The organism is Stenotrophomonas sp. 115C5, assembly GCF_056861055.1.
In genome coordinates this window covers 279,850-304,644 of sequence record NZ_JBSPUQ010000003.1, presented here as the reverse complement: position 1 = coordinate 304,644, position 24,795 = coordinate 279,850, and the positions used below count along the sequence as shown (strand labels likewise).

The 24,795-nt window shown below is 65.0% G+C and carries 26 protein-coding genes; 9 read left to right on the top strand and 17 right to left on the bottom strand.

The features are described from left to right. Positions 1-19: 19 nt before the first annotated feature. Positions 20-340, top strand: a complete 321-nt coding sequence (locus tag AC13FN_RS06710; RefSeq protein WP_162531803.1) for a hypothetical protein — start codon at positions 20-22, stop codon at positions 338-340. A 9-nt stretch (positions 341-349) separates the two neighbouring features. On the opposite strand, the gene AC13FN_RS06705 is transcribed toward AC13FN_RS06710, so the two are convergent. Continuing rightward, the gene (locus tag AC13FN_RS06705) at positions 350-1,300 is read right to left on the bottom strand and encodes a DMT family transporter (protein ID WP_478413606.1); all 951 of its coding nucleotides are present in this window, start codon (positions 1,298-1,300) and stop codon (positions 350-352) included. Between the two features lie 166 nt (positions 1,301-1,466). After that, the gene (locus tag AC13FN_RS06700; protein WP_049436267.1) at positions 1,467-2,162 is read right to left on the bottom strand and encodes a helix-turn-helix transcriptional regulator; all 696 of its coding nucleotides are present in this window, start codon (positions 2,160-2,162) and stop codon (positions 1,467-1,469) included. A gap of 81 nt (positions 2,163-2,243) precedes the next feature. Here AC13FN_RS06700 and AC13FN_RS06695 point away from each other — a divergent pair, with 81 nt between their 5' ends. Then, the gene (locus AC13FN_RS06695) at positions 2,244-3,023 is read left to right on the top strand and encodes a DUF6491 family protein (protein WP_482984769.1); all 780 of its coding nucleotides are present in this window, start codon (positions 2,244-2,246) and stop codon (positions 3,021-3,023) included. On the opposite strand, the gene AC13FN_RS06690 is transcribed toward AC13FN_RS06695, so the two are convergent. The 3 genes from AC13FN_RS06690 to AC13FN_RS06680 all read right to left on the bottom strand — a co-directional run bounded on the left by AC13FN_RS06690 (position 3,020) and on the right by AC13FN_RS06680 (position 4,987). Next, on the bottom strand, positions 3,020-4,072 hold the full coding sequence (locus AC13FN_RS06690) for a linear amide C-N hydrolase (protein WP_197646282.1): 1,053 nt from the start codon (positions 4,070-4,072) through the stop codon (positions 3,020-3,022). The two genes, AC13FN_RS06695 and AC13FN_RS06690, sit on opposite strands and share 4 nt — an antisense overlap. 67 nt (positions 4,073-4,139) lie before the next feature. Then, positions 4,140-4,553 carry a DUF6691 family protein gene (locus AC13FN_RS06685; protein WP_312392310.1) on the bottom strand — a complete coding sequence of 138 codons (414 nt, stop codon included), beginning with the start codon at positions 4,551-4,553 and terminating at the stop codon, positions 4,140-4,142. Further along, a complete protein-coding gene (locus AC13FN_RS06680; protein ID WP_482984770.1) occupies positions 4,550-4,987 on the bottom strand; it encodes a YeeE/YedE family protein in 438 nt (145 codons plus the stop codon). The genes AC13FN_RS06685 and AC13FN_RS06680 overlap by 4 nt, the downstream gene beginning before the upstream one ends. Before the next feature lie 86 nt (positions 4,988-5,073). Between AC13FN_RS06680 and AC13FN_RS06675 the strand changes: the two genes are divergently transcribed. Then, positions 5,074-5,394, top strand: a complete 321-nt coding sequence (locus AC13FN_RS06675; protein ID WP_482984771.1) for an ArsR/SmtB family transcription factor — start codon at positions 5,074-5,076, stop codon at positions 5,392-5,394. 3 nt (positions 5,395-5,397) lie between these two features. Here AC13FN_RS06675 and AC13FN_RS06670 read toward each other — a convergent pair whose 3' ends face one another. The 5 genes from AC13FN_RS06670 to AC13FN_RS06650 form a co-directional block, all read right to left on the bottom strand. Further along, on the bottom strand, positions 5,398-5,826 hold the full coding sequence (locus AC13FN_RS06670) for a BLUF domain-containing protein (RefSeq protein WP_010482608.1): 429 nt from the start codon (positions 5,824-5,826) through the stop codon (positions 5,398-5,400). An 83-nt stretch (positions 5,827-5,909) separates the two neighbouring features. Next, positions 5,910-7,043: a hybrid sensor histidine kinase/response regulator gene (locus AC13FN_RS06665; RefSeq protein ID WP_482984772.1), complete on the bottom strand. Its 1,134-nt coding sequence runs from the start codon at positions 7,041-7,043 to the stop codon at positions 5,910-5,912. Continuing rightward, entirely contained in the window at positions 7,040-7,615 is a 576-nt protein-coding gene (locus AC13FN_RS06660; protein ID WP_049436272.1) for a chemotaxis protein CheB, read from the bottom strand. The genes AC13FN_RS06665 and AC13FN_RS06660 overlap by 4 nt, the downstream gene beginning before the upstream one ends. Further along, entirely contained in the window at positions 7,615-8,439 is an 825-nt protein-coding gene (locus AC13FN_RS06655) for a CheR family methyltransferase (protein WP_032127427.1), read from the bottom strand. The genes AC13FN_RS06660 and AC13FN_RS06655 overlap by 1 nt, the downstream gene beginning before the upstream one ends. Continuing rightward, on the bottom strand, positions 8,436-11,537 hold the full coding sequence (locus AC13FN_RS06650; protein ID WP_054171580.1) for a response regulator: 3,102 nt from the start codon (positions 11,535-11,537) through the stop codon (positions 8,436-8,438). Before AC13FN_RS06650 ends, AC13FN_RS06655 begins: the two co-directional genes overlap by 4 nt. Positions 11,538-11,688: 151 nt before the next feature. Here AC13FN_RS06650 and AC13FN_RS06645 point away from each other — a divergent pair, with 151 nt between their 5' ends. Together AC13FN_RS06645 and AC13FN_RS06640 are read left to right on the top strand one after the other, a co-directional pair. Then, complete coding sequence (locus AC13FN_RS06645; protein ID WP_478410920.1) at positions 11,689-12,852, top strand: two-component system sensor histidine kinase NtrB; 1,164 nt, start codon at positions 11,689-11,691, stop codon at positions 12,850-12,852. Then, entirely contained in the window at positions 12,842-13,201 is a 360-nt protein-coding gene (locus tag AC13FN_RS06640; protein WP_010482617.1) for a response regulator, read from the top strand. The genes AC13FN_RS06645 and AC13FN_RS06640 overlap by 11 nt, the downstream gene beginning before the upstream one ends. Positions 13,202-13,232: 31 nt before the next feature. Here the strand turns inward: AC13FN_RS06640 and AC13FN_RS06635 are convergent, their stop codons facing one another. Then, entirely contained in the window at positions 13,233-13,799 is a 567-nt protein-coding gene (locus AC13FN_RS06635) for a TetR/AcrR family transcriptional regulator (RefSeq protein ID WP_482984773.1), read from the bottom strand. A 171-nt stretch (positions 13,800-13,970) separates the two neighbouring features. Here AC13FN_RS06635 and AC13FN_RS06630 point away from each other — a divergent pair, with 171 nt between their 5' ends. Beyond that, positions 13,971-14,801 (top strand): universal stress protein, encoded by an 831-nt coding sequence (locus AC13FN_RS06630; protein ID WP_197578785.1) that lies wholly within the window; start codon positions 13,971-13,973, stop codon positions 14,799-14,801. On the opposite strand, the gene AC13FN_RS06625 is transcribed toward AC13FN_RS06630, so the two are convergent. Further along, positions 14,749-15,642: a helix-turn-helix domain-containing protein gene (locus tag AC13FN_RS06625; RefSeq protein ID WP_049436275.1), complete on the bottom strand. Its 894-nt coding sequence runs from the start codon at positions 15,640-15,642 to the stop codon at positions 14,749-14,751. The two genes, AC13FN_RS06630 and AC13FN_RS06625, sit on opposite strands and share 53 nt — an antisense overlap. 144 nt (positions 15,643-15,786) lie before the next feature. On the opposite strand from AC13FN_RS06625, the gene AC13FN_RS06620 reads away from it, so the two are divergent. Beyond that, on the top strand, positions 15,787-16,344 hold the full coding sequence (locus tag AC13FN_RS06620; RefSeq protein ID WP_049436276.1) for a GNAT family N-acetyltransferase: 558 nt from the start codon (positions 15,787-15,789) through the stop codon (positions 16,342-16,344). A gap of 7 nt (positions 16,345-16,351) precedes the next feature. Here AC13FN_RS06620 and AC13FN_RS06615 read toward each other — a convergent pair whose 3' ends face one another. Continuing rightward, positions 16,352-16,822 (bottom strand): GNAT family N-acetyltransferase, encoded by a 471-nt coding sequence (locus AC13FN_RS06615; protein WP_478411034.1) that lies wholly within the window; start codon positions 16,820-16,822, stop codon positions 16,352-16,354. Between the two features lie 147 nt (positions 16,823-16,969). Here AC13FN_RS06615 and AC13FN_RS06610 point away from each other — a divergent pair, with 147 nt between their 5' ends. Continuing rightward, positions 16,970-17,860, top strand: coding sequence for a dihydrodipicolinate synthase family protein (locus AC13FN_RS06610; RefSeq protein WP_482984774.1), 891 nt, complete (start codon positions 16,970-16,972; stop codon positions 17,858-17,860). A gap of 128 nt (positions 17,861-17,988) precedes the next feature. On the opposite strand, the gene AC13FN_RS06605 is transcribed toward AC13FN_RS06610, so the two are convergent. After that, complete coding sequence (locus AC13FN_RS06605; RefSeq protein WP_152906243.1) at positions 17,989-18,453, bottom strand: hypothetical protein; 465 nt, start codon at positions 18,451-18,453, stop codon at positions 17,989-17,991. 1,970 nt (positions 18,454-20,423) lie between these two features. After that, positions 20,424-20,933: a hypothetical protein gene (locus AC13FN_RS06600; protein ID WP_482984775.1), complete on the bottom strand. Its 510-nt coding sequence runs from the start codon at positions 20,931-20,933 to the stop codon at positions 20,424-20,426. A 244-nt stretch (positions 20,934-21,177) separates the two neighbouring features. On the opposite strand from AC13FN_RS06600, the gene AC13FN_RS06595 reads away from it, so the two are divergent. Next, the gene (locus AC13FN_RS06595; protein ID WP_482984776.1) at positions 21,178-21,843 is read left to right on the top strand and encodes an SOS response-associated peptidase; all 666 of its coding nucleotides are present in this window, start codon (positions 21,178-21,180) and stop codon (positions 21,841-21,843) included. A 39-nt stretch (positions 21,844-21,882) separates the two neighbouring features. Here AC13FN_RS06595 and AC13FN_RS06590 read toward each other — a convergent pair whose 3' ends face one another. Then, complete coding sequence (locus tag AC13FN_RS06590; protein ID WP_482984777.1) at positions 21,883-22,629, bottom strand: LamG-like jellyroll fold domain-containing protein; 747 nt, start codon at positions 22,627-22,629, stop codon at positions 21,883-21,885. Then, positions 22,626-24,788 (bottom strand): hypothetical protein, encoded by a 2,163-nt coding sequence (locus AC13FN_RS06585; protein ID WP_482984778.1) that lies wholly within the window; start codon positions 24,786-24,788, stop codon positions 22,626-22,628. The genes AC13FN_RS06590 and AC13FN_RS06585 overlap by 4 nt, the downstream gene beginning before the upstream one ends. Positions 24,789-24,795: the final 7 nt, after the last annotated feature.

Here is a 24,795-nt window from a genome sequence, read left to right as displayed (position 1 = left end):
CGGTAGGAGGCCCCGTCGCATGCAGGTGTCGAGTTTCCCCGCCACCTGTATGGTGCGGGGCCGTGGTTTTCGGGAGTTACACGAAGACGACGGGCCGCACCAGGGCAGTGGTGACGGTGGTGGTGGTAATGGTGGTGGTGGCGACCGGCGCAGTCGAACGGCCCGCAGTAGCGGGGGCGATCAGGCTGGCGTGGGCGGCATCAAGAACCATGGCGTACAGAAAACACTGCGCGCCGGGCGGCTGTCAAGTGCTGCGATGCAAAAATCCGCTGCGGCGATCATCGGCCAACGTGCCGACATTTGGTTGCATCTGAGACCAAGGCGGCATCAGCAGGCTTGACGAGCGCATTCAGCCGGCATGTTCGGCGATCGCCCGCGGTGTGCGGTGGGCATGCGCACACAGCATCACGCCGGCTACCAGGAACACGATTGCCAGCGCCTCCAGCAACGTCGGCCAGCGCTGCTGCCAGGCGAAGGCATACAGCAACGCAAACAGCGTCTCGAACACGATCATCTGGCCGGTCAGCGTCAGTGGCAGCAGGCGGCTGGCACGGTTCCAGAACGCATTGCCGAGGATCGAGGCCACCACTGCCACACCGGCGCTGATCGCCCAGAAACCACTCCACTGTGCCGCTGTGTGCCCGCCGGTGTGACCGATGAAGGCCATCGGCACCAGCAGCAGGGCCAGGCCGCCGGTGGTCACCCCGGTCAGCAGCGACCAGTCGTGGCTGGACAGATCCGGTCGGCGCGCCAGCCAGCGGCTGTTGCCGATCGAGTACAACGCCCATGAGAACAGTGCGCCGAATGCACACAGCAGGCCGATCACGCGTTGCCGCCACGGGGTTGCCAGGTGCTCGGACATCAGTGCTTCCCAGCCAACCAGTGCCACGCCCAACACGCACAGCCCAAGTGCCGGCAACAGCTGCTTCAGTGGCACCGCGCCCTGCTCGCGCACGCCGACCAAGGTGACCACCACCGGGATCAGGCCAACGATCAGCGACGCGGCGGCACCGCCTGCCCACTGCACCGCCGTCGCCAGCAGCAGGAAGTACACCAGGTTCCCGGCCAGGCTCAGCCACAGCAGGCCGATCCATTCGGCGCGGCCCAGCCGCGGTGCCAGCCGCTTCCATCGCGGCAGCAGCAGGGCTACGGCGATCAGGCCGTAGACCAGATAGCGACCGGCCGACAGTTGCAGGGCGTTGAACGACTGCAGCACGGCGGGCGCGAGGAAAACCACGCCCCACAGCGCGCCGGCGGCAACGCCATTGGCGATGCCCAGGGCCATCGGGTTGTTGCGCATTCGGGTTCTTCGGGGGAGAGAACGGGCCGCGCAGTGTAAGCGCTGACCGGTGGGCGCTCTTGACCCAGGCTACTGCCTTGTCACCTCTGTAGAGCCGAGCCCATGCTCGGCTGCGATTCGCCCTTGTGCAGATAAGGGCAGCCGAGCGTGGGCTCGGCTCTACAACTCAGCCGGCGCTCCTGCGCCACGCGGCCGGGGTCTGGCCACACTCGCGGCGCAGCGCGCGGGTCAGTGCGCTCTGCTCGGAATAGCCTGCGGCCAGCGCGATATCGCTGATCGGCGCCGTGCTGGTGCGCAACCGATGCTTGGCCCAGCGCAACCGGCACGCACTGAGCCAGGCTTGCGGGCTGAGCCCAAACTCCTGCTGGAACAGCGCGTGCAACCGGCTCTCGCTGACCCCGACGAACGCAGCCATGCGCGCCACCGGCCACGCCTGCCCGGGATCGGCCTGCACCGCCGCACACAGGCCCTGCATGCGCGCGCCACTGCCAGCAGGTGCAAATACCTGCAGCAACTGCGGCAGCAGCGGCGGCATCGGCTGCCCTGCCTGCACCTCGGCCAGGCGCCGACGCAATGCCAGCGGCAGATGCAGCCAGCGCTGCCGGCACAGATGCTCCTGCGTGCCGTCATCGAGCACGCCCGGAGGACAGTCAACGATCACGAACCCATTGGGACCGTCAGCCATCTGGTCATGCGCTTCGCCGGCAGCAACGAAAGCTCCCTGCAGTAGGTCCAGCCGACCGCCGCGCCCCTCCATCTCGAAGTGCAGCTCACCCTGCAGCGGCAGCACCCACTGCGCGTAGTCATGGCGGTCCAGGCCAGTGGCCTGCCCGTAGTGCCGCAGATGGAAGATGGCGCCCATCCGTGCAGTGTGCGCGTGTAACAACGGCCGTGCAAACCGCTGCTATAGTCGATCCGTCATCCAACGCAGGGAGTGCAGGACATGACCCATCAGCAGGTGTCCCTGGTGCTGGCCACCAGCCTCGGCCTGATACTCGCAGCTTCGGCCTCCGCACAGGAGCGTACACCACCGGCTCCGCACTGCATGGACGCTGTCGGCGTACAGGAAGTGGAGCAGGCATCACCGCGCTCGATCGCACTACGCGCCGCCTCCGGCCAGGCCTATCGGATCGACTTCAACGAAGATTGTCCCGGCGTCCGCGGTGCCACCTCGTTGAAGCTGGAAGCCCCCGCCGGCTGGGCCTGCGGCCGCCCCAGCGAACGCGTCGTGGTCGACGGCCGCCGATGCGCCATCAGCGCGGTCACCCCGCTGCAGGATCGTGACTACGCCAGCGTCGCCCGCGACAGCGACCGCCTGCGCACGGCCACCCTGCCCGCCGTGACCATCCGCGAACGCAAGGAGGTACGCCGCAGCTTCGGCGGCTCGCCGTCCTACTGCTTTGCCACGCGCAACGTGCGCGCCTGGTCCTCCGACCCGCAGGGCATGCTGGTGGAGACCAATCCGCACCGTAATGGTGGCCATCGCTACTACCGGGTCGAACTCGGCAGCCATTGCCGCCAGCTCGATCGTGCGCCGCAGCTGAGCTTCCACTCGGGCCTGCAGAATGGCCTGATCTGCGGCAATCCTGGCGATCGGATCATGGCTGCCGAGTTCGAGACAGACGATCTGCGCGGTGAGAGCATCGCCCCGCTGCCGCAGTACACCCGCGGCAGCTGCGCGATCCAGGCGGTCTACCCGGCCTCCAGCCAGGCGTCGAACTAACCGTCGACGCCGAGGAAGGTGAACGGTGCGCTGGGCACGAAGTGGCCCAGTGCATCGCCAGCGAAGGTATTGCGCTGGTCCGGGCCGAGATCGAGCTTGAGTACCTTGCCACCGAAATCGACCTTGTTCAGGTCGACCCAGAACGTGTTCGGGGTCAGCGCCGACTCGAAGAAGTACAGCCGTCGCTTGTGGTCAGCCACGGTGCGCCAGCGTGTGGATGAGATGTTCGGCTCGCCCGGCGTGGTGATGCCGTACGGCACCGAGGTGTTGCGGATCACGCTGAACACACTGGCCAGCGCCACCACCGGATCCTCGGCCTTGGGAATGGCGTTGATGTAGAACGAGGCGCGCGCGAAACGGTCAGCGGAGCGGTTGGTACCCGGCAGCATCACCGTGCCGCCGATCTGCTGCCAGTAACTGTTGAGGGCCAGCTGCTGCTCGAAGATCGGCGAGTTGGTCATCACCTGATAGCGCCGGTCATGGTGGATCACCTGGCGACCGCCGATGTACTCGACGATCGCGCTGTCGCCGCTGGCATCGGACAGCGACAGGTGCAGCGTCGCCTGTCGATCTTCGCCGGGCACCTTGTCGGTGACGATCGAGTACGGCTCGCGTTTCAACGCGGTGACCGCCTCTTCCACGGTGGCGAAGTTGTCCAGCACATACTGCGCCCACAGCGAGATGGCCAGACCCGGCTTGTTGCCTCGCTGCTGCGGATACTCCGACTCGACCAGCCACAGCAGGTTGGCCACCAGGCCCTTTTCGTTCATGCCATCGGTGGTCGATACATCGTAGCCGGTGGCCACCACCGAACCGTAGCGCGCGGTCCACGCCAGCGACTTCGGGCCAGCCTGGCCGCTGCGTGCGATACCGCGTGGCAGCACGTAGAGATTGGTCGCTACATCCACCTTCCAGTCCATCGAGCGCGCGGTGATCACATCGCCGTTGTCGCCCAGGTACACCGCACGCGTGCAGGCCAGCGCTGGTGCTGCTGCGGCGGCCAGTGCGACCGCAAGCAGTGCCTTTTCCTTCCACTTCATCCGTGCCATGTCGTTGCGCTCCTTTCCCCGTGATCCATGGATATGACCCCATGCAGGGTGACACAGCGGTGAAGCCTCAGCGGACCGCGCGATCGTGCAGCCAGAAACCTGCAAGCATCGCCGGCACGAACCACAGCGCCTCGCGCGATCCCACCGCCAGCCCGGCGATGGCAGGGCCCGGGCAATAGCCTGCCCAGCCCCAGCCGATGCCGAACAACGCCGCGCCCAGCACCAGGCGCAGATCGACACCGCGCGCAGCGGGCAATTGGAAGCGCGTTGCGCAGGACGGACGCGTGCGCCGCAGCACCCAGCGCTGGCCAACCGCGCTGACCAGAAGTGCAGAGGCCAGCACCCAGGCCAAGGTGGGATCGAAATCGCCGGCGATGTCGAGGAAACCGAGGATGCGGCGCGGATCGGTCATGCCGGCCAACGCCAGGCCTGCGCCGAAAAGCGCGCCTGCCGCACCGGCGGCCACCATCGCGCGGCTCATGCCAAGCCTCCGCCGTGACGGATCAGGAACGTGGTCAGCATCGCGCAGGCCATGAACACCAGCACCGCCAGCAGCGACCGCTTTGAGCCGCGGGCCAGGCCGCAGACCCCGTGACCACTGGTGCAGCCATTGCCCAACCGCGTACCGAAGCCGACCAGCAGGCCGGCACCGACCAGCTGCCACGCCGGCAAGGCATCACGCAGCAGGGCGCGGGGCGCTTGCCCTGGCGCGGCCTGCCACCACAGCACCAACCCTGCAGCAGCCAGCAAGCCAAGCAGGAACGCCCAGCGCCAACCTCGCTCACCTGGCGAGGCAAGCACACTGCCAGCAGCGATGCCACTGATGCCGGCCACCCGGCCCGTGGTTGCCAGCAGCACCACCGCCGCCGCACCGATCACCGCGCCCCCCGCCACCGCGGCCCACGGCAGGGTCATGACCTGCCTCCGCCCATTCCGTACATTCGCTTGCCTTTTGATTTAGCTTTTTCTAAATTAGCTTTTTCTAAATCAACAGGTCAACCATGGCCCGCCCCCCGCGCGACAGCGCCGCCATGGCCGAGCACGCCTCGCAGGCTGCAGCCCTGCTCAAGAGCCTGGCCCATCCTGCGCGGCTGCGCGTGCTATGCCGCCTGGTCGAAGGTGAGGCGCCGGTGCCGGAACTGCAGGCACTGACCGGACTCAGCGCATCAGCGCTGTCACAGCATCTGGCGGTGCTGCGCGAACTGGACATCGTCGCGACCCGGCGCGAAGCGCAGGCGATCCACTACCGCGTGATTGAAGGGCCCGCACTGGGCGTGCTGCAGGCGCTGCATGCCGCCTACTGCGGCGGCACCTCGCGTTGACGCTCAGCCGGCGTGCAGGACTGGCTGCACGACGTTGTCGAGCAGATCCACCGGCGTCGGCGCGGAACGATCACCCTGGAGAGCACGGGTAAAACCCGACCAGTCGCTGGATGACAGCTGGCGCAGCAGCGCCTCTTCCACCGGCAACGCGCGCATCGACCAGTACGGAAACTGGCGCTGGCCGAGGCGGCCGCGCGCCAGCTCGATGATGTCGACATGGCTGCCGGCCTGCAGGATGCGCTCATAGACCGAATCGATACCGTCCGGCGGCCCCTCGATGTACTGCAGGAATCGCCCGCCGTCATGCAGCAGCACACCGGTCACGCCCGCCATCTTGTTGAAGCGGGCTGCATCGTCGACCAGCGCCCGCAACCGTTCAGCGGAAAGATCCGGCAGCGCCTGGCTGACATAGGCGATGGCACGCAGTGGCATGGTGCTTCCTTGACAGGATGTACACCCACGGTAGCAGTTGCGGACGAGTCCGTCTCAACACCCGCGGGCGTTTCCTGAAGAATTCAGGTTGCTGCTGCAGGCAGCCCCTCGACGCGCCTCGGCAGCAGGGCTTCGAAGACCACCTGCCCGGCCTCGTTGCGCGCGGCGATACGCCCCCCATGCGCGTGCACGAACTGATCGACGATGTACAGACCCAGCCCCAGGCCCTTGCTCTGGTGGAAGCTGGCCTTGAACGGCTCGAACAACCGCGGCAGCAGCGCGTCGTCGATCCGGCCGGCGTTGCTCACACGCAACAGCACGCTGCGGGGGTCGCGCCCGTCCACCTCCACCCTCGCCTCGCTGCCGTGGGTCAGCGCATTACCGACCAGATTGGCGGCAACCTGGCCGAGACGGTCCAGATCGCCCTGCAGCCGCGTATCACCGTGCATGTCCAGATGGATCCGGCCTGCCCCATGCGCACTGCCCGCCTCAGCCACCACCGCGCGGGTCACGTCGGCCAGGTCGCAGGCACTGGCCTGCAGGCGCAGGCCGCCGCTGCGGATCCGCGAGAAGTCCAGCAACTGCTCGACCATGCGTGCCATGCGCAGGGTGCTGGCCTCCAGGTACTGCAGCGTCTGCTGCGCGCCAGTGTTGTCTTCGGGAAGATCCAGCGCCAGCTTGTCGGCACACAGCAGGATGGCCGACAGCGGCGTACGCAGGTCGTGGGTCAGCACCGCTGCCATCGTCTCGTTGAGCTTGAGCGCACGCTCCAGCGCCTCGTTGCGCGCCTTCAGCAGCTGCCGCTGCTGGTACAGCTCGATGAAGACATTGACCTTGCTCAGGATTACCTGCGGCGCCACCGGCTTGTGCAGGAAATCGACCGCGCCGCTCTCGTAGCCCTTGAACACGCGCAGGGGATCATCCGGGGAGGCGGTCAGGAAGATGATCGGCACGTCGCGGCTGCGATGCGAACCGCGCATCAGTTCGGCCAGGGTGAAGCCATCGATCTCCGGCATGTGCACGTCAAGCAGGGCCAATGCCACCTCGTGCTCGAGCAGCAGCTCCAGCGCCTGCGCACCCGAGCCGGCCAGCAGCAGGTTGACCCCTTCTCGCTGCAGCAGGGCCTGCATGGCTACCAGGTTCTGCGGCACGTCATCGACGATCAGCAGGTTGACCGGGGTCTGCGGCTGCGCAGGGTCCGGTGGCAACAGGTTCATGCAAACAACTCCTTCAGGCGGCGACACATCAGTTCAAGGGGCAGCACGGCATCGGCGCCGGCATGCTGCAGGGCGGAAGCCGGCATCATCGACGCCTCGGCCTCCTCGGGACATTGCAGCCAGGCACGGCCACCGGCGGCGCGCACCGCAGCCACGCCTTCACTGCCATCGCTGCTGGCACCGGTCAGCAGCAGGGCCAATACCTGCCCGCCGAACACTGCAGCAGCGGAGTCGAACAGTGGATCGATGGCCGGACGGGAAAACAGCACCGGCGCATCCACCGACAACGCCACCGACCCCTCGTCCTCCACCAGCAGGTGGTAATCCGGAGGCGCGAACGTGACCGTACCCGGCCGCAACGGCTGCTTGTCTTCGGCTTCGCGCACCGGCAACGCGCAGTACGGCGCCAGCACCTCGGCGATGCGGCTGGTACGGTCACGCGGCAGGTGCAGCACGGCCAGTACCGGTACCGGCAGCGTGCCCGGCAGTGCACCAAGCACCGCCTGCAGGGCGGCCACGCCTCCGGCGGACGCGCCGATCACCAGCACGGCTGGACGCGCCTGCAGCGTCATCAGGCCACCTTCCGGTACAGGCGATGCTCACGCGAACAGACTTCGAAGGCGTCATGGTGGCACCCGAACTGCAGCGACTCCTTGCTGCCCAGGCCAAGGAAGCCTCGATGCACCAGCGCCTCACGGAACAGGCCCACCGCGCGGTCCTGCAGATCGCGGTTGAAATAGATCAGCACATTGCGGCACGACACCAGATGCACTTCGGAGAACACGGTATCGGTGGCCAGGCTGTGGTCGGCGAACACCACGTTGCGGCGCAGCTGGCGGTCGAACACCGCACCGTCGTACGCCGTGGCGTAATAGTCGGACAGCGACGCCGTGCCGCCGGCCGCCAGATAGTTGCGGCTGAACTGGGCCATCCGGTCAATGCCATAGGCACCCGCCTCGGCAGTGGCCAGCGCGGCCGGATTGATGTCGGTGGCATAGACGATGCTGCGATCAAGCAAGCCTTCCTCGTGCAGCAGGATCGCCAGCGACCACACTTCCTCGCCGGTGCTGCAACCAGCCACCCACAGCTTCACCGACGGATAGGTGCGCAGTACCGGCACCACCTGCTCGCGCAGCTCACGGAAGTACGCGGGGTCACGGAACATCTCCGAGACCTGCACGGTGAAGAACTGCATGGCCTGGGCGAACAGTTCCGGCTCGTGCAGCAGCCGGTACTGCAGGTCGACCAGCCGTTCGCACTCATAGCGCTGCATCGCCTGACGCATGCGCCGGCGCAGCGATGACACCGCATAACTGCGGAAATCGTAGTGGTAACGCTGGTACAGCGCCTCCAGCAGGACCTTCAGTTCCAGGTCGAACAGGGCCTGTTCGTTCATTGCCGCGAGCACCAGACCCGGCACAGCGAGACCAGCTTGTCGACGTCGATGGGCTTGGCGATGTAGTCGTTGGCACCGGCCTGCAGGCAGCGCTCACGATCATCGGGCATCGCCTTGGCGGTCAGCGCGATGATCGGCAGGTCCTGCAGGTGACGCTGCGCGCGGATCTCGCGCATCGCGGCCAGGCCATCCTTCTCCGGCATCATGATGTCCATCAGCACCAGGTCGACGTCGCGCTCGGCCAGGCGATCCACCGCTTCCTGGCCGTTGCGCGCGATCTCCAGCGTCACGCCCAGCGGCTCGAGCACGCTGGACAGCGCGAAGATGTTGCGCACGTCATCCTCGGCCAGCAGCACGGTGCGTCCATCGAGCACGGTGTCGCGACGGCGCGCCTCGCGCAGCAGGCGCTGCTGGTCGGTCGGCAGGCTGGCCTCGACGCTGTGCAGGAACAGGGTCACTTCATCCAGCAGGCGCTCAGGCGAACGGGCGCCCTTGATGATGATGCTCTTTGAATAGCGGCGCAGGCGCTGCTCTTCCTCGCGGCCGAGCGCGCGACCGGTATAGACGATCACCGGCGGGAAGCCGACGTCATCGTTGCCGGCCATGTGCTCGAGCAGGTCGTAGCCGCTGCCGTCGGGCAGCGACAGGTCCATCACCATGCAGTCGAACGTGACCGTGCTGAGCTGCTCCAGCGCACCGGCCAGAGTGCCCACCGCGACAATCTGCAGCTGATCACGGCCCAGCAGCAGTTCCAGGTTGTGGCGCAGCTCACTGTCGTCCTCGACGATCAGCAGACGCCGCACGTCGCGCTGGCTGGTCTGCTCCAGCTGCTCGATGGCCGACACCAGACGCTCGCGCGTGGTCGGCTTGATCGCGAAACCAATCGCGCCCAGCTCGCGCGCCACCTGGCTGCGGTCCATCGCCGAGACCACGTGCACCGGGATATGCCGGGTATCGGGGTTACGCTTCAGCCGCTCCAGCACGCTCAGGCCGGACACGTCCGGCAAGCCGATATCGAGCAGGATGCCGTTCGGGCGCAGTTCGCTGGCCAGGGTCAGCGCCTCTTCGGCGGTTCCGGCCACCACGCAGTCAAAGTCCAGTTCATGGGCCAGGGCCACCAGCGCTTCGGCGAACGTGGCGTCGTCCTCAACGGCCAGGATCAAGCGGCCAGCGCGTTGGCGACGACCGCGGTCATCGGCCACGCTGGGCACCGTCGTGGTCGGCGCCACCGCAGCCGTTGCAGGTACCGGCATCGCCGGCACAGCGGCCATGGCCGGCGCCGCCACGGGCGCCACGGAGTTGTCAGTGGCGTTCGATGCGGGCGCACCCTGCAACGGCAGTTCCAGGATGAAGCAGCTGCCGCGGCCCGGTTCACTGTCGACCTGGATGCTGCCGCCCATGCGCTCGGCCAGATCGCGCGAGATCGACAGCCCCAGGCCGGTGCCACCGTAGCGGCGGCGGGTGCTGCCATCGGCCTGGCGGAATGCCTCGAAGATGACCTGCAGCTGCTCTCGGGCAATGCCGATACCGCTGTCGCAGACCTCGAACCGGATGCGGCCCTGGCCGCCCGCACGCACGTGCAGGCTGACCTTTCCATGCTCGGTGAACTTCACCGCATTGGCCAGCAGGTTCTTCAGGATCTGCTGCAGGCGCTGGCTGTCGACCACCAGCTGGCTCGGCGCCAGCGCATCGGCCTCGATCTGCAGCGCCAGGCCCTTCTGCCGCGCCATCGGCTCGAAGGTCTCGCGCAGGCGCTGCAGCACGCTGTCCGTCACCACCACTTCATCGGCCAGCTCGACGTGGCCGGCCTCGATGCGCGACAGGTCCAGGATGTCGTTGATCAACGCCAGCAGGTCGTTGTTGGACGAAAGGATCGCGCGCGCATACTTCACCTGTTCTTCGGTGAGCGTGCCGTCCTTGTTGTCGGCCAGCAGCTTGGCCAGGATCAGCGAGCTGTTCAGCGGCGTGCGCAGCTCGTGCGACATATTGGCCAGGAATTCGGACTTGTAGCGCGAGGTAGCGGCCAGCTCGTTGCTGTTGCGCACCAGCTGGCTCTGCGCGACCAGCAGCGCCTGCTTCTGCGCCTCCAGCTCGTGGGTTCGCTCTTCCAGCTGGACGTTGCTCTGTTCCAGCTCGGCCTGCTGTTCTTCCAGATGGCTCTGCGACTGCAGCAGGCTGCGGCTCTGCTCTTCCAGTTCCTCATTGGCCACGCGCAGCTCTTCCTGCTGGGCCTGCAGTTCCTCGCCCTGGCGCTGCGACTCTTCCAGCAGAACAACCAGCTGCGCACGCAGCAGGGAGGCCCGCAGCGCCATGCCGATGGTCTCTGAACATCGCTCCAGCAGCTCGACATCGAGTCGATCCTGTTCGCCGGCGCGGGTGCGTCCCAGCTCAATGATGCCCACGACCGCACCATCGCTGCTGATCGGCGCCAGGATGCGCTCGCGCACCGGCAAGCGCCCCAGGCTGGTCTGAAGTTCAAGCACCGCATCGTCGCCCCCGTGCAGGTGGCGGATGCGTTCATCCCGCGCCACCTGCCCGGCCACGCCCTCCTGCAATGCCAGCGACGCCGGCATGCCGGACGGCAATGCCAGGCCACCGGTCAGCTGCAGTCGCCCGCCTTCCAGGCGGTAGACGGCGGCGACATCCGCCTGCAGCTGGGCCCCCAGGCTGGTTGCCGCGGCCTCGGCGATCTGCTCCGGACCCAGGTCACCGCGCAGGCTCATCGCCACCGCGTTCTCGGCTTCCTGCAGCCACAGCGCCCGCATCGCTTCGCGCCGCGCCTGGATGGCGCGGGAGACGATCAACGCGATCATCAGGAACGCACAGCCACCAATGCTTCGGTTGACGAACGAGAACGCCGAGTTGGAGCTGGCCGGAGCGACGTTGTAGCCAATGATCAACAGGACGCAGGCGACGACGGCCACGATGAACGGCGCGCGCGCACTGCGCTGGAACAGCGTGACGCCAACAGCGAGGAAGTACGCCAGCCAAACGGCATAGCCCAGCGGAACCACCAGTTCCAACGCGATGGTCGCTGCCAGCAGTACGGCGGAGGTCATCCAGATCCAGCGGTCACGCGTAGTCGCACCAGGACGCATGCAGGTCGGTTCCAGAACACAGAGGGTGGGTGATGGTACTCTGTGTCGCATTCAGCCGCACAGGACCATTGGCACGTGCCGCGCCTGCACGCACCCTTCACACTGCACTGCCTAGCTTCACGTCCCTCCCAGGGGTAATGCTCATTTCCACGTGGACGCAGCTGCTTCTACGACGTCCGTGCTGACGGACCCTTCCCGCCAACTGCGACTGCTGATCGACAGTGTGCGCGACCATGCGCTGTACCTGCTTGATCCTGATGGCATCGTCTGCAGCTGGAACCCGGGTGCCGAGCGCATCAAGGGCTATTCAGCCGATGACGTGGTGGGCACGCACTTTGGCCGTTTCTATCTGGCTGCCGATCGCGAAGCCGGCGAACCGCAGCGCCTGCTCCGCCTCGCGGCGCAACATGGCCATGTCGCCAGTGAAGGTTGGCGGGTTCGCCGCGATGGCTCGTCGTTCCGTGCCAGCGTGGTCATCGAGCCGGTCGTCGAGGCCGGCGAGCTGCTCGGCTTCGTCAAGATCACACGCGACATCACCGAGCAGTGGCAGGCACAGCGGCTGCTGCGCGATGCCCAGCGTGCGCTGCGCAATACCCAGCAGTTCGAGACGGTCGGCCGGCTCAGCCGTGGTCTCTCGCACGAGTTCAACAACCTGCTGACCACCATCGGCAACGCGCTGGACCTGCTGTCGCTGCGCGTGAACGGTGACGATGCACGCGCCGCCGAGCTGCTTGATGCGGCGCAGACTGCGACCGATCGTGGTGCGCTGCTGACCCGTCAGCTGTTGGCCTTCAGCACCGGCCAGACCCTGATCCGCGAACCACTGGATATCAATGCGCTGATACGGCAATGGCTGCCGGACCTGCAACGCGCCTGCCCGCCCACGGTGGTGCTGGATGCCCAACTGGCGCCGGGCCTGCCTGCCATCAACACCGATGCGCTGCAGCTGCAGACGGCGCTGGCCAATCTGGTCGCCAATGCCGCGGATGCTACCCTTGAAGGCGGCCGCATCCTGATCGGCACCGCGCTGGAGCATCGCCTCGACCCGGATGCGGACTCCACGCTGCAACGTGGCTATGTCACCCTCAGCGTCTGCGATGAAGGCCACGGGATGGCGGCCGACATCGCCGAACGGGCGACCGAGCCGTTCTTCACCACCAAGGACATCGGCAAAGGCAGCGGCCTGGGCCTGAGCCAGGTGTTCGGATTCACTACCCAGAGCGGCGGCTTCGTCGACGTGTCCACCACGCCCGGTGTCGGCACCACGGTCAGCCTGCTGCTCCCCGCAATGGAGGACCCTGCCGATGACCGATGACCCGATCCGCGTATTGATGGTGGAAGACCAGACCGATCTGCGTGAAATGATCGGCCTGGCCCTGCGCGACCTCGGCATCGACGTGGCCACGACCGCCGACGCGCATGAGGCCGCCGCCCTGCTGAAGGGCGAAGCGCGTTTCGACGTGGTGTTCAGCGACGTCAGCATGCCCAACGGCATGTCCGGCATCGAGCTGAGCGAGCATGTGGCGCGCGAGCAACCGCAGGCTCGGATGATCCTGTCGTCCGGTTATGCGCGCTCGCAGCTGCCGCCGCTGCCGGAACAGGTGGAGTTCCTGCCCAAGCCGTATCGGCTGCGCCAGCTGGTGCAGCTGCTGAAGCAGGCGTAAGCCACGGCGCCCCGGCCGCAAGCCCCTGCGGTCAATCCTTCATCGCCCCCCGCTGGAACGACGCGAGCAGCGTGGAGGCCGCCGCGGCCGGCGCCAGCCGACCACGTGCGAGTGACCAGGTGATGCCGTAGAAACAGGTCCAATAGAAGTCCGCGAGCCACACTGCGGTGAAACCGACGTTGAACTCTCCGGCCGCCTGACCACGCAGGAAAAAGGCCTCGAAGCGCTCGCCGATCGGCGCCCAGCGCTCCGGCAGCAGATGCAGGTCGCCCTGGCGCTGCTGCTCTTCCATCATCCGTGCGAACAGCAGTGTCACCAGTTCCCAGTCCGCCAGCAGCGTGGCGGTGACCCGCTTCAGCACGTGGCGTGCATCACCGCCCTCGTCGAACCAGACCGCCGCCGCTTCCAGACGCTCAAAGCCTGCGGCGAACAGTGCTTCGTCTATCGCTTCACGTGTCGGTGCAAACCGATACAGCGTGGCCCGGCTGATGCCTGCCCCCTGCGCCAGTTCGCTGAGCGTGCAGCGGGGATGGCTGACCAGGGTGGCTGCCAGGGCGTGGTGGAGGTCGCGGCGGGTGCGTGCTGCGGCAGGTCGCATGAAAACGCTGAGGTATGGGTTCGCCCTCACGCTAGCATGAATCATCAATTAATAATCTGAATCACAGATGATTCATCCGAATCACCAATGCGCTAAAACGGGTGTGCGTCCGGTGCACCCGGGTCGGTGCGCGACAGGGAACGCGTCACAGGCATCGAAGGAGACAACGCCATGCTGCATCCACTACGCGATATCGCTGTACTGTTCGACGCCAGCGACACCGGGAACCGCGTTCTCAACATCGCCGCCCATCTGGCGCAGGCGCAGCAGGCGCATCTGGTCGCAGTCTCCACCGCCCAGCATCCCACCGACATCGCCAACGGCTTCGCGCGCGGCGCCGGCATCGCCGCCGCGCTCGACCATGAGGCGCGCGCGGATGCCGCCTGCACCGCACAGTTGATGCAGAACCTGCGTGCCGTGTCCGAGCCGCTGCAGATCAGCACCGAACTGCGCATCGTCTCGGACTATCTGGGCGGCGCCGACCTGGCCCTGCAGTCGCTGTACTGCGACCTGATCATCGCCGGCTATCCGCGCACGCCCGGCGCCCCTTCTGGCTGGCACCCGCTGGGCACGCTGCGCCAGACCGGCGTGCCGATGCTGCTGGTGCCGCCGCATTGGCAAGGCGATCAGGTAGGCCATCGCATTGTGGTGGCCTGGAATGCCAGCAAGCAGGCACGTCGCGCGGTGGCCGATGCGCTGCCCCTGCTCGCACGTGCACAAGCGGTGCACCTGCTGATGGTCGACACGCCCAAGGCCGAGGCCACACCCGGCGCAGAGATGGCCCAGCATCTATCGCGGCATGGCGTTGAAGTGGAGATCCAGACGATCAGCTCGAGCCAGGGCGGCGTTGCCGCAGCCATCCGCCAGCACGTACTCGATGCCGACGCAGACCTGCTGGTGCTGGGCCCTTACAGCCGCAGCCGGGTGGTCGAGCGCGTGCTCGGCGGAGTCACCGAGGATCTGCTCGCCGAAGTACCGGCGCCGCTGTTCGTATCACATTAGTGCCACCCTGCCCCGCCCGGCGGTAGCCAGTCAGCGATTGACCGGTATGCCGCCGGAAGTAGCGACACAGGTAGGACGCATCCTCGAAACACAGGCGCTCGGCGATGCGACCGATCGGCAATTCGCTGTAGGTGAGCAGTGCCTTGATCTCCAGCACCACCTGACGGTCGATCAACGCCTTCGGCGTCTCGTCGAAGCACTCGCGGGTCAGCTGCGAAAGATAGAACGGGGTGATGCACAGCGCCTCGGCGTAGGACTGCACGTCACGTTGGCGCGTGCTGCGCTGCCCGACCAGCTCCCAGAAGCTCCAGGCCAGGCGCTCGCGTCGGCTGACCTGCGCGGGCGCCCGCTTCTGCTTCGGCAGCAACGTGGCCATCTTCAGGAAGAAACTCTGCAGCAGATTGCGCAGCATCACGTGGCGATGCCGTCCACCGTTGTGCTGCGCGTCCATCATCAGCTGCAACCATCCCTGCAGCAACGGCACATCCAACGGTGATGGCCGGCAGTGCGGCTGTTCGTGCAGGAACTGGAACAGCGCATTGGGCAACACATAGGCCACCTCCGATGCCAGCGCTTTGGGCATCAGGCAGACCATCGCCAGGAAGCCGCGCGAGCGATGCCGCAGCAGCGCCAGCGTGTCCTCTGCCAGCACCAGCACATCATGACGCTGCACCGCTACTTCACGAAAATTCAGTGCAAAGCGCGCGCGCCCCGAGACGCATACCAGTACCGCCAGATAGGCGTGACCGAACGACAACGGGACGCCCTGCCCTTCGGCCAGCGTACTGACCTCAAGTCGCATGGATTCGTCCTGGTCCAGAAGCTGCGGTACGCGGTCCATGGGCCGATCCGGCTGTATTCCGGGACACAGCATAGCGAGCCTTCGTGCCCTGTTGTGAAAAGTGCCGAAATCATCAAGGTCCAGCCCTGTGCCCGCGATGCTCCGGGGCCTAGTCTGAACGTCCTTTCTTCTTCTGGAATTGCCATGCAGCTGTACACCGAACGCTTGATTCTTCGCCCCTGGCGAGACACCGACGCCGCCGATCTGTACGAGTACGCCCGCGACCCGCGCGTGGGTCCGATCGCCGGTTGGCCGGTGCACACCAGTGTCGAGGAAAGTACCGAAATCATCCGCACCGTCTTCAACCAACCGGAGGTCTACGCTCTGCAGAACCGCGAAGACGGCCGCGCCATCGGCTGTGTCGGCATCCTGATCGGCGCTGACAGCAACTTCGAGATCAGCGACCGCGAAGGCGAGATCGCCTACTGGATCGGCGTACCGTACTGGGGCCGCGGGCTGGTCCCCGAAGCGGTGCGCGAAGTGATGCGGCATGCATTCCTGCAGCTGGAGCTGGAAGCGCTGTGGTGCGGTTACTTCGCTGATAACCTGCAATCGCTCACCGCGCAGAGCAAATGCGGTTTCCAGCATCACCATACCGAAGTGAACAAGTTCAACAGCTTCCTTGGCGACTACCGTACCGAGCACATCAGCCGCATCACCCGGGAGCAATGGTGTGCCCTGCAGGCCGCCACACCGGCTTGAACAGGATTCAGCCCGACGTGCGCTGCATGAACAGAAGTTCCGGCGTTGAGGACGCTTCAACCTGCTGGAAACCGAGATCGCGGTACAGGGCCACGGCGGCCGTGTTGTCACGATAGACGCGCAGAGTGAGGCGTTGGATACCGCTTTCGCGCAGCGCCTGTGCACTCAAGGACTGAACGAGCAGCCGGCCAAGGCCGCGCCCGCGTGCCAGTGGGGAAACAATGATGCGGCCCAGGTGCGCGGTGCCGGTGCCGGTGCCGGTCATCCAGTACTGGCCGAATCCAACACAAACACCCTGCTCGTCCAGCAGCACCCAGCCCGGGCGCACCTCGAGCTCAAGCACCTGCGCGAACCACTCCGGTGGTAGTGGAAACGGCACACCCGGGCCCGCCCAGCGCTGGGTGGCCCCGGAGGATTCGGGCCAGCTGGCGACGGTGGCGTAGTTCGAAGGCTGGACGGGGCGAAGGCTGGGTTCCATGACATTCATGGTGCGCCATTTGCACCGGGCAAACACGCTGCACGACGGCACTTGAGTTTTGTCATAGGACAATAAACAATTCCACGCGTCCAGCCGCCACGCCCCAGGCGCGGCGGCACCCAGCCCATTCCAGTTCCGGGAGATCCCATGTTCAATGGCCTCAGCGCGTTTCCCCTGACTCCGCTCTCTGAAGCCGGCATCGACTTTCGGGCATTTGCGCAACTGATCGAGCGCCTGGCTGATTCCGGTGTTGATTCAATGGGCGTCCTGGGCTCTACGGGTAGCTACGCCTATCTTGAAAAGCCCGAGCGCAAGCGGGTGCTGCGCGAAGCACTCGCGCATGCCGGGGGCGTACCGGTGATCGCCGGAATCGGTGCACTGCGCACCCGCGATGTGCTGGCACTGGCGCTGGATGCGGAGGATGCAGGTGCTGCAGGCCTGCTGCTCGCCCCCGTGTCTTACCAACCCCTGAAGGATCATGAGGTGCAAGCGCTGTTCGAAACCGTATGCGCAGCGGTGCGCACGCCGATCTGCGTCTACGACAATCCGGGCACCACGCATTTCCGCTTCACCGATGCGTTGCATGGCCGCATCGCCGCATTGCCCAACATCGCTTCGATCAAGATCCCGCGCCTCGCAGATGATCCGGCTGAGGCGGCCGCGCGCGTTGCTGCATTCCGCGCGTGCGTTCCCGCGCATGTGACGCTGGGCGTCAGTGGTGACGCGTCGGCCGTACGTGGACTGCTGGCGGGGTGCGACGGCTGGTATTCGATAACTGCCGGACTGTTCCCCGAGGTTGCGCTGCAGATCGTGCGGGCCGTGGCTAACAGCGATGCCGAAGGTGCCATGGCCCTCTCTGCACGACTGGCGCCGCTGTGGTCGTTGTATGACCGGTTTGGCGGGATTCGCGTCATGGCCTGCGCGGCGGCGCTGCTGGGGTTGTGCGGCGAGGACTGCCTGCCACTGCCGTTGCAGGGGCTGCGGGGCGGCGAGCGCGAGGAGGTGGCGGCGGTGCTGGGTGGGCTGGGGTTGTTGTAGAAGCCGGATAAGTGCGTGGCATGCGGTGGCGGGAACCTCGGTCCGATTCCAACCGCCGACCGGCATCCTCCGGAAGAACAGATAACCCGCCTCACGGCGGGTTGGCAGCTGATCCAAACGCGTGCGTTCTACCTTTTGGAGGCCACTTCTTGAACTACCTCTCGCACCCGCTTTTCATACGCAGTGATGAGCTGCTTCCTCTGGTCTGGCGTTGAGGGTTTCCCGGCATTTCCCGGGCGCGCAGCATATTCCTTCTGGAAATCGCACATGGCTGCGAACACCGCATTGCTCATCTCATCATTCGCAATGGTTGGCGCGGCGGGGCTTCCATCAGGGTTGATGCCGATGTCGAATTTCATCTCGCCCGTATAGCCGCCGAAGCTGTTCTTTGCATTCACAGTTCCGCAAGCGACCGTACCGTCATAGAGTGCGAATACTTGGCGGACCGTGATCCTTGCCGAATCAGGATCCTTCAATGCCTTGCGAACACCCGCCTCAACTGCGGCTCTGATTGCCTCAGTCTTCTCTTTCTCAAGCTCCTCCTCGCTGGGAGAACAGCCAGCGAGACTGCCCATCAACAAGATCATCAGCATCCGATTCCGCATATCCGTTCCTCCATGCGACGAGAACGGATGTTCGCTCAATGTACGCTGTTTTCAGCAGATGCAGCGCGCTTGCGAGAAGCGCCCTGATCTCATCTCATGGCCAACATGTGCGGCATCAGGCAGCCGCGATCGCGGCCTCTTGCAGTGCGTCGAGTCTCTGTGCGGCGGGGATGCGCCGAACCGGCGCCACCAGACGGAACCTGTTCCAACGCCCTGAGTCCGGTAGCCCAGCCCGATTCGAACGGGCGCCCCTCCCCTTAGGGCGGGGATTTCTCTGCGCGTTCAATCAATGGCTTATGAAGTGAATAGGACCGGCTTGGGGCCATTCCGCCCAAGCACTGGGCTGCATCTACTACTGCTCCGCCCTCACCCACGGCCCTATCGGCTCCCTTGCCTTGGGCGAGATCACTGCCGGCAGCAGACCGACCTCACGACTACACTGTTGTAGCCTTCTCATGATTGCGTCACAGTTCCGCACTTCCAATGGAGCTGCCGCATGCACGGAATGACTCAACCTCTCGGGATGGCAACAGCCGGGATCACACTTCTGCTGCTGGCTGCCTGCACATCCGTTGGCGGCATGCGAAGTACTGGACCTGCAGCAGCTTTCTCGTCCAGTCAGGAGCCCTTGGCTGCCGCTACTTGTGTCCGCGATGCCTGGGGAGAGGTGAGCATCGGAGGATCGCGGTGGCAGTACGTGATTGAGCCCCGTACAGATGGCTACTCCGTATCGACCTCCAATGGCGGGGTCCCGGCGGAGTTTGTTGAGATCACCCCCCAGACTGGAGGCGGGAGCGAGATCAAGTTCTACAGCAAGTTCCTGAAGCGTCGGCAGGCTCGCTACATCGAGGCCGTCACCCTATGTGGTGTCCGCTCGGAGTAGCCCCAGCTCTTGAATGTCGCGAAGGTCGAAGCCTTTTCGATTCACCGCAACACCCAGATGTCGCCCAACTGTCCCCCCCCCCCCCGCCAGAGGGAACGGGAGCGGTGCAGAAGGATTGGTTGTTGTGCCTAGGAAGCAAGGCCGGAAGGATACGACCGGCGGTTGCAGATCCTGCGAACGCAGCAACGATCTGCCTGAATCGTTCGGACTGGGCGCCGACGCGTCGCTGCTCACGCGCTCCCGGCGGATTCGTCGAAGCCACTTCGGCCTTGAATTGGGTTAAGGCTCACTCACCGGCATATGTGCCAATTACTATCGTGAAGTAGCACAGCTTGGTTCTTGGAAAACCTCAACGCCAAGCAGGCGCTCGTTCGCGCGGGGACCTTGCCTTTTTGGTCGGTCATGCGGACCAGCTTCTGGTAGGAGGTAGTGACCTGGGCGAAGCAGCACACGGCAGCCACCTGGCCGCAGTGCCATTCCGGCTACGTGATGGAGGCCTACCGCGTCAGCCGCGCGGTGAACGCGCCCCGGAACAGCCGCAAAGATCTTTTGCTGCAGATCACCTGGGATTCGCGACACCAAGATGCGAATTGTTCTCTGAAAGGCTCGCGAAAGCCCGGGACCATACCTTTGCCCCTTCGCAGTACAACACAAGCAGCAGAACGCTGTTCGCGCATCAGTCTTTGCATGGGGGCAACGTGGCGAGCTTGAGTTGGTTCGACGGCATAGTCCTCGGCTTCTTGCTCGGCGTCGCTGCAAGCACAATTGCCGCATTCCTCGCCCTCCGCGACAAAAGTCGGGATGAATGACCACAGTGCAAGCTGCGGGCCGCCTGAAATGGGTGGAGGCCCACACCACCCGCGCAGCGAACTTCCGCGCAGAGCCCGCATTCCGCACCTGTGGGAGCAACTGCCGCTTCAAGACACCCTGCAAGCTCGCCAAATGTCGCAAGCCATTGATTTATGGTGACCCCGGCCCGATTCGAACGGGCGACCTTCCCCTTAGGAGGGGGTTTCTACTGCGCGTTCAATCAATAACTTGCGAGTTTGATGGGACCGCCCTGGGACCATTTTGATCAAACACCGCGCCGCAGACTCTGCAGCCCTGCCCTCACCCGCGCCTTCTGAGGATCCTTCGCCCTGGGCTTGGTCACCGCCGGCGGCTTGCGCGGCTCGAGCGCTTCTTTCACCCTCCCCAGCTCCGTCGTGCCGGCCTCAGCCAGGCGCCGCGCCTGTTGCAGCTGCTCAGGTGTCGGCGGCAGGCCGGGCATCGGCGGCGGCAGCTCGGTCGGCGTGCTGTCCACCAGCCTGGCGACCGCTTGCCGCAATCTCAGCTCCGGGTAGAGCCTGGCCGCGCACCAGCGCTCGGCGTAGCGCTTCGCCTGTCGGACGTTGGCGGCACGCACTTCCTTGGTGTGCCACATCTTCTGGCCTTCCATCCACAGCCGGACCCCAGGCCCGCCGTCGGGCGTGACGCTGGCCGTCTCGCGGCCGTTGTACCAGAGCGCCCAGCGCTCCCCGGTCTGAACCCAGCCAGAGGGGATCGGGGCGGTGCGGAAACCTTGGTAGCCGTGCGAGGGAAGCATGGCCGGAAGGATACGACCGGCCGTCGCAGATCCTGCGAACGTGGCGGCGACGTGCCTGAATCGTTCGGGGATGGTGCCGGCGCGGCGCTGCTCACGCGCCCCCGGGATGAGCTGCCTGCGGCCCCGGATCCGGCGAAGTCAGGATGCCCGCCCTGCCCCGCCGACACCATCGGGCAACCTCGCCCTGTCGGGTCGGGGTGTCCCTACACGCCCCGGGCACGGCCGGCCGGGCTACCCTCCGGCCATGTGCGGCCGATTCGTTCAGCTCCCCGTTGTCGACTTCGGCCAGCCGGGGCTCGCTGACCTTGCCCACGGCCTGGCCGAGATCCAGCCCAGCTACAACCTGGCGCCGACGCAGCGCGCCTCGGTGATCCTGGACCGCGGCGAAGGCCGGCAGGTCACCCGGATGGCGTGGGGCCTTCTGCCGTTCTGGGCGAAGGACAAGAAGCTGCAGGGCTCGACCATCAACGCCCGGATCGAGACGGTGGCCACCAAGCCGGCATTCCGGTCGGCCTTCAAGAAGCGCCGCTGCGTCATCCCTATGGCTGGCTACTACGAGTGGTCGGTGAGCCCGATCGACGAGAAGAAGGATCCCTGGTTCATCCACGCCACCGGGCCGCTGCTGGCCGCTGGCCTGTGGGAGGACACCAGCCCGCTGCTCCCCGAAGGCAACCTAGGCACCTTCACCATCATCACCGGCGACAGCAGCGGCGTTTCGGCCGACATCCACGACCGCATGCCGGTGTGGCTGCAGGCCAGCCAGATCGATGAATGGATGGCCTCCAGCCCCGACGACGCCATGGCCATGCTGCTGGCCAGCGAGCCGCCGGCGATGGAGGCCTACCGGGTGAGCCGCGCAGTGAACACGCCGCGGAACAACCGCGAGGATCTGCTGGCGCAGATGGGATGAGGCAGGGTCGACTCTGGATCGACCCTGCCGTAACAGGCATCAACCGTAAGTTTCGTTGAAGTAGTCGCGCCACTGGGCCAGAAGGCCGGCTTGGGACGCCTCCAAGACTGGAACGCTCAGGACTACGATATCGCTGATGTCCCCAATGAAACGGTTATTGCTATTACCACCGATGCTGAGCTCAGGATTGGCTGGCACTGGTCCGGTAGGGACTGCTGTCCGTTGTGCATACCCGTCAACCTGAGCGCGGAAGGTCGTTCCATCGAAGCTCGCGATAATCAGTTGCGGAGTGGAGTCCGGCGGAGACGGGCCCGTCAATGTCAAGCCACTGTTTTTGTGCCATGCCTGCCAAGAGCCGTCAGCCCCGCACTGCAGCGCAGTCATTGCGCCGCCAGTCCCTGCGGGTTGAACAATCGGCGCAGCTACTGTGCTGATCGTCCCTCTTCGGCAGTACGCCAGAATTGAGAACTGTCCAGCGAAGTACGAGGCCGTGCCCAGGAGAGAGCGGCTCGTAGCCGCGCTGTCATACAGCGCAACGGAGAACCCACCGTACGCGCTCCTGTCGGCAAGTGTCGGGCCAGTCGCGGCGCCTGCGGGGGCGAGCTGTACCCCAGTACCAACCGGCCGCAGCGAGGAAATAGCGTTGTTCACATCGATAGTCGCGTGCTCAGCGTCCATCTGGTACCAGGCGCGCGTGCTCGGTAGCGCTGCCAGATGGGTTTTCATCGGGCCATCGTACGGAAGATCCGAATCAGTGGCCGCACCGCGCGTCAGAATGGTACTCATACGATTGCCTCCTCAAAAATCGGCAGGTAGAAACGGATCTCGTTCGGAACGCCGTAGCCCATGGCCGCAAACGGCGACCGCTCGCCGCTTGGCGCATAGACTTGGCCGCGGTATGGCGACCACTTGGCATCTGCTGGTGCCTGGGCCACAAGGCCGTACCGCAGGACTTTGTTGTTCCCCGACGGCACTGCACTGAGCGTCACGGTAATCTGATTTCGCCCAGTGATAGCGACCTGCGACACCGTTGCACTGCCGGTGCTGTCAGAGAAGCTGAATCCGAAGTTCGCGATGGCCTCCACCCAGTCCGTGTCGAACAAGATAGGGCCGCCGGGATTATGCAGATCGACCACGATCGTAGATCCGTTCCGGCTGATGCTCCGAACGTCGAGGGGCTGCCAAGTACCGGTTCTTTCGATGCTGCGAAGGGCTAGCGCCGTGAGCTCTCCCTGCATCATCCTTCCCAACGTGCTGTAGTGGGTCACGTCGCCATCGAGGTTAACGAATGGCAGCGAGTACGTCGGAGCCACCAGCACGGTGTTGCTGTTGGGCCTACCTCGCGCAACATCTCGGTGAGCCAACGTCACGCCACGAGTCACCGCTTGGCTGTAGCAGATCTGCCAGATCAACCATGGCATCTCCTTCTGATGATTGGATCGGACTTCGCTACGGGCATCGTCTATCAACGAATTCAGCTGAGACGCATAGATCTCGCGACCATCAGGCCCCGCTTCACCCTGCACCCACACTACGTGAGGCTGATAGTCCCGTGCATACGAGCGGCATACCGCAATAGCCTGGGTGATCGAGGCCATAAGGTTGGTCCAGTTGCTTGTACCGCGTACAAACGAACCGAGCGGCATGGATCCCTGCCAATCTGTCCTGCTGAACGTCGCAGGTGAGGACTCGCCATGTGCACGCGCAACAGCTTCGAGTGCATAGGCAGTCGTCACACCTGGAAAAGGCCTCAGGGAATCATCTGCCAAGGGCTTGAGCTCATTGAGCGTCGCAGGATCCACTACCGCGTCTCCATACTGCTGCTTACCCACAGAGAAGGTGAGCGCGTGATGGATGAACTTTGGATCCTTCAGCACGGCTACCGCAACACCACCTCCACCTGCATTGCTTTGGCCAAAGTGATGTACACCGACAACTGGCTGATGGGACGTTGAGACTGCCACGGGCTCAATACCATTTCGCGGCTGCTGAACCTCCCCGCACCAGCCGCCGTTTACCGTCATAGCCCTGGTGATGTCTGAAGACGCCCGAACGTCAAACGGCGAGGCGACTCCACGGACGACAGGAGTAGGGCCATTGCCAATATGGTCGGCGATGAAATCCAGCAACGCGTCGCTCGGACGGAAATCGGCATGGCCCTTGTCATTGATCAAGAAGAGACGATTGCCGACTTCGTCCCCGATGCTGAAGAGGCCACCTCCCGGGCTGCGATGCCGCATGGTGTTGGAGAACATTCCGAGATTCTTGAGCCAGTGGCGGAAATCTCGGTCAACTCCGTGCACTACCTTCCCGGAGCGATTCAGAGTTGAGTGTCGATAGAGAATGCCGGTTGACCTGCGTCGACCAGGTAGCGCGTCCGTCTTGTTCACCAGAGCCGCGTTCACATCAGCTGTGTTCGCCTTCGCCGCGAGCATATCGCTGCGCAGAAACTCCCAGGCGGTACCATTCCATCGGTACTGACCCGCGCCCGTTCCATTCAGAACGAACGCACCTTGGCCAACATAGGTGCCCGATACAGCCTGAAGATCAGGAAGAGTATTGGCGTAGATGGCCTGCGTCTGCTGCCCATCCACCAAACCGTCGATCTGCGATTGCAGCTCCTGCTGCACTGCTCCAGTGGCTGCTGCAAGCTGGTCCGCTTGGATGGCACTGTCTGCCTTGAGACCCTGATTCGCTGTCGCAAAGGCCGTCACTGGCTGGTACGCCGCCGAATCGAGAGCTTCGGTCAGGTTCTCAAGTGCCCCTACCTTGAAGTCCAACGCATCTGGATCTGAGGACCCATCCACGCCAACCTTTCGCTGCACAGCTTCGATGGCGTCGTTGGCGTCGCCATGCTGATCTGAATGCGTGCGCGCCTGCGCTTGACTGTCGTTCGGCCGCGGGTTATCGAACTGGTCGATTTCGACAGGAAATTTCGTAGTCATCGGGCTA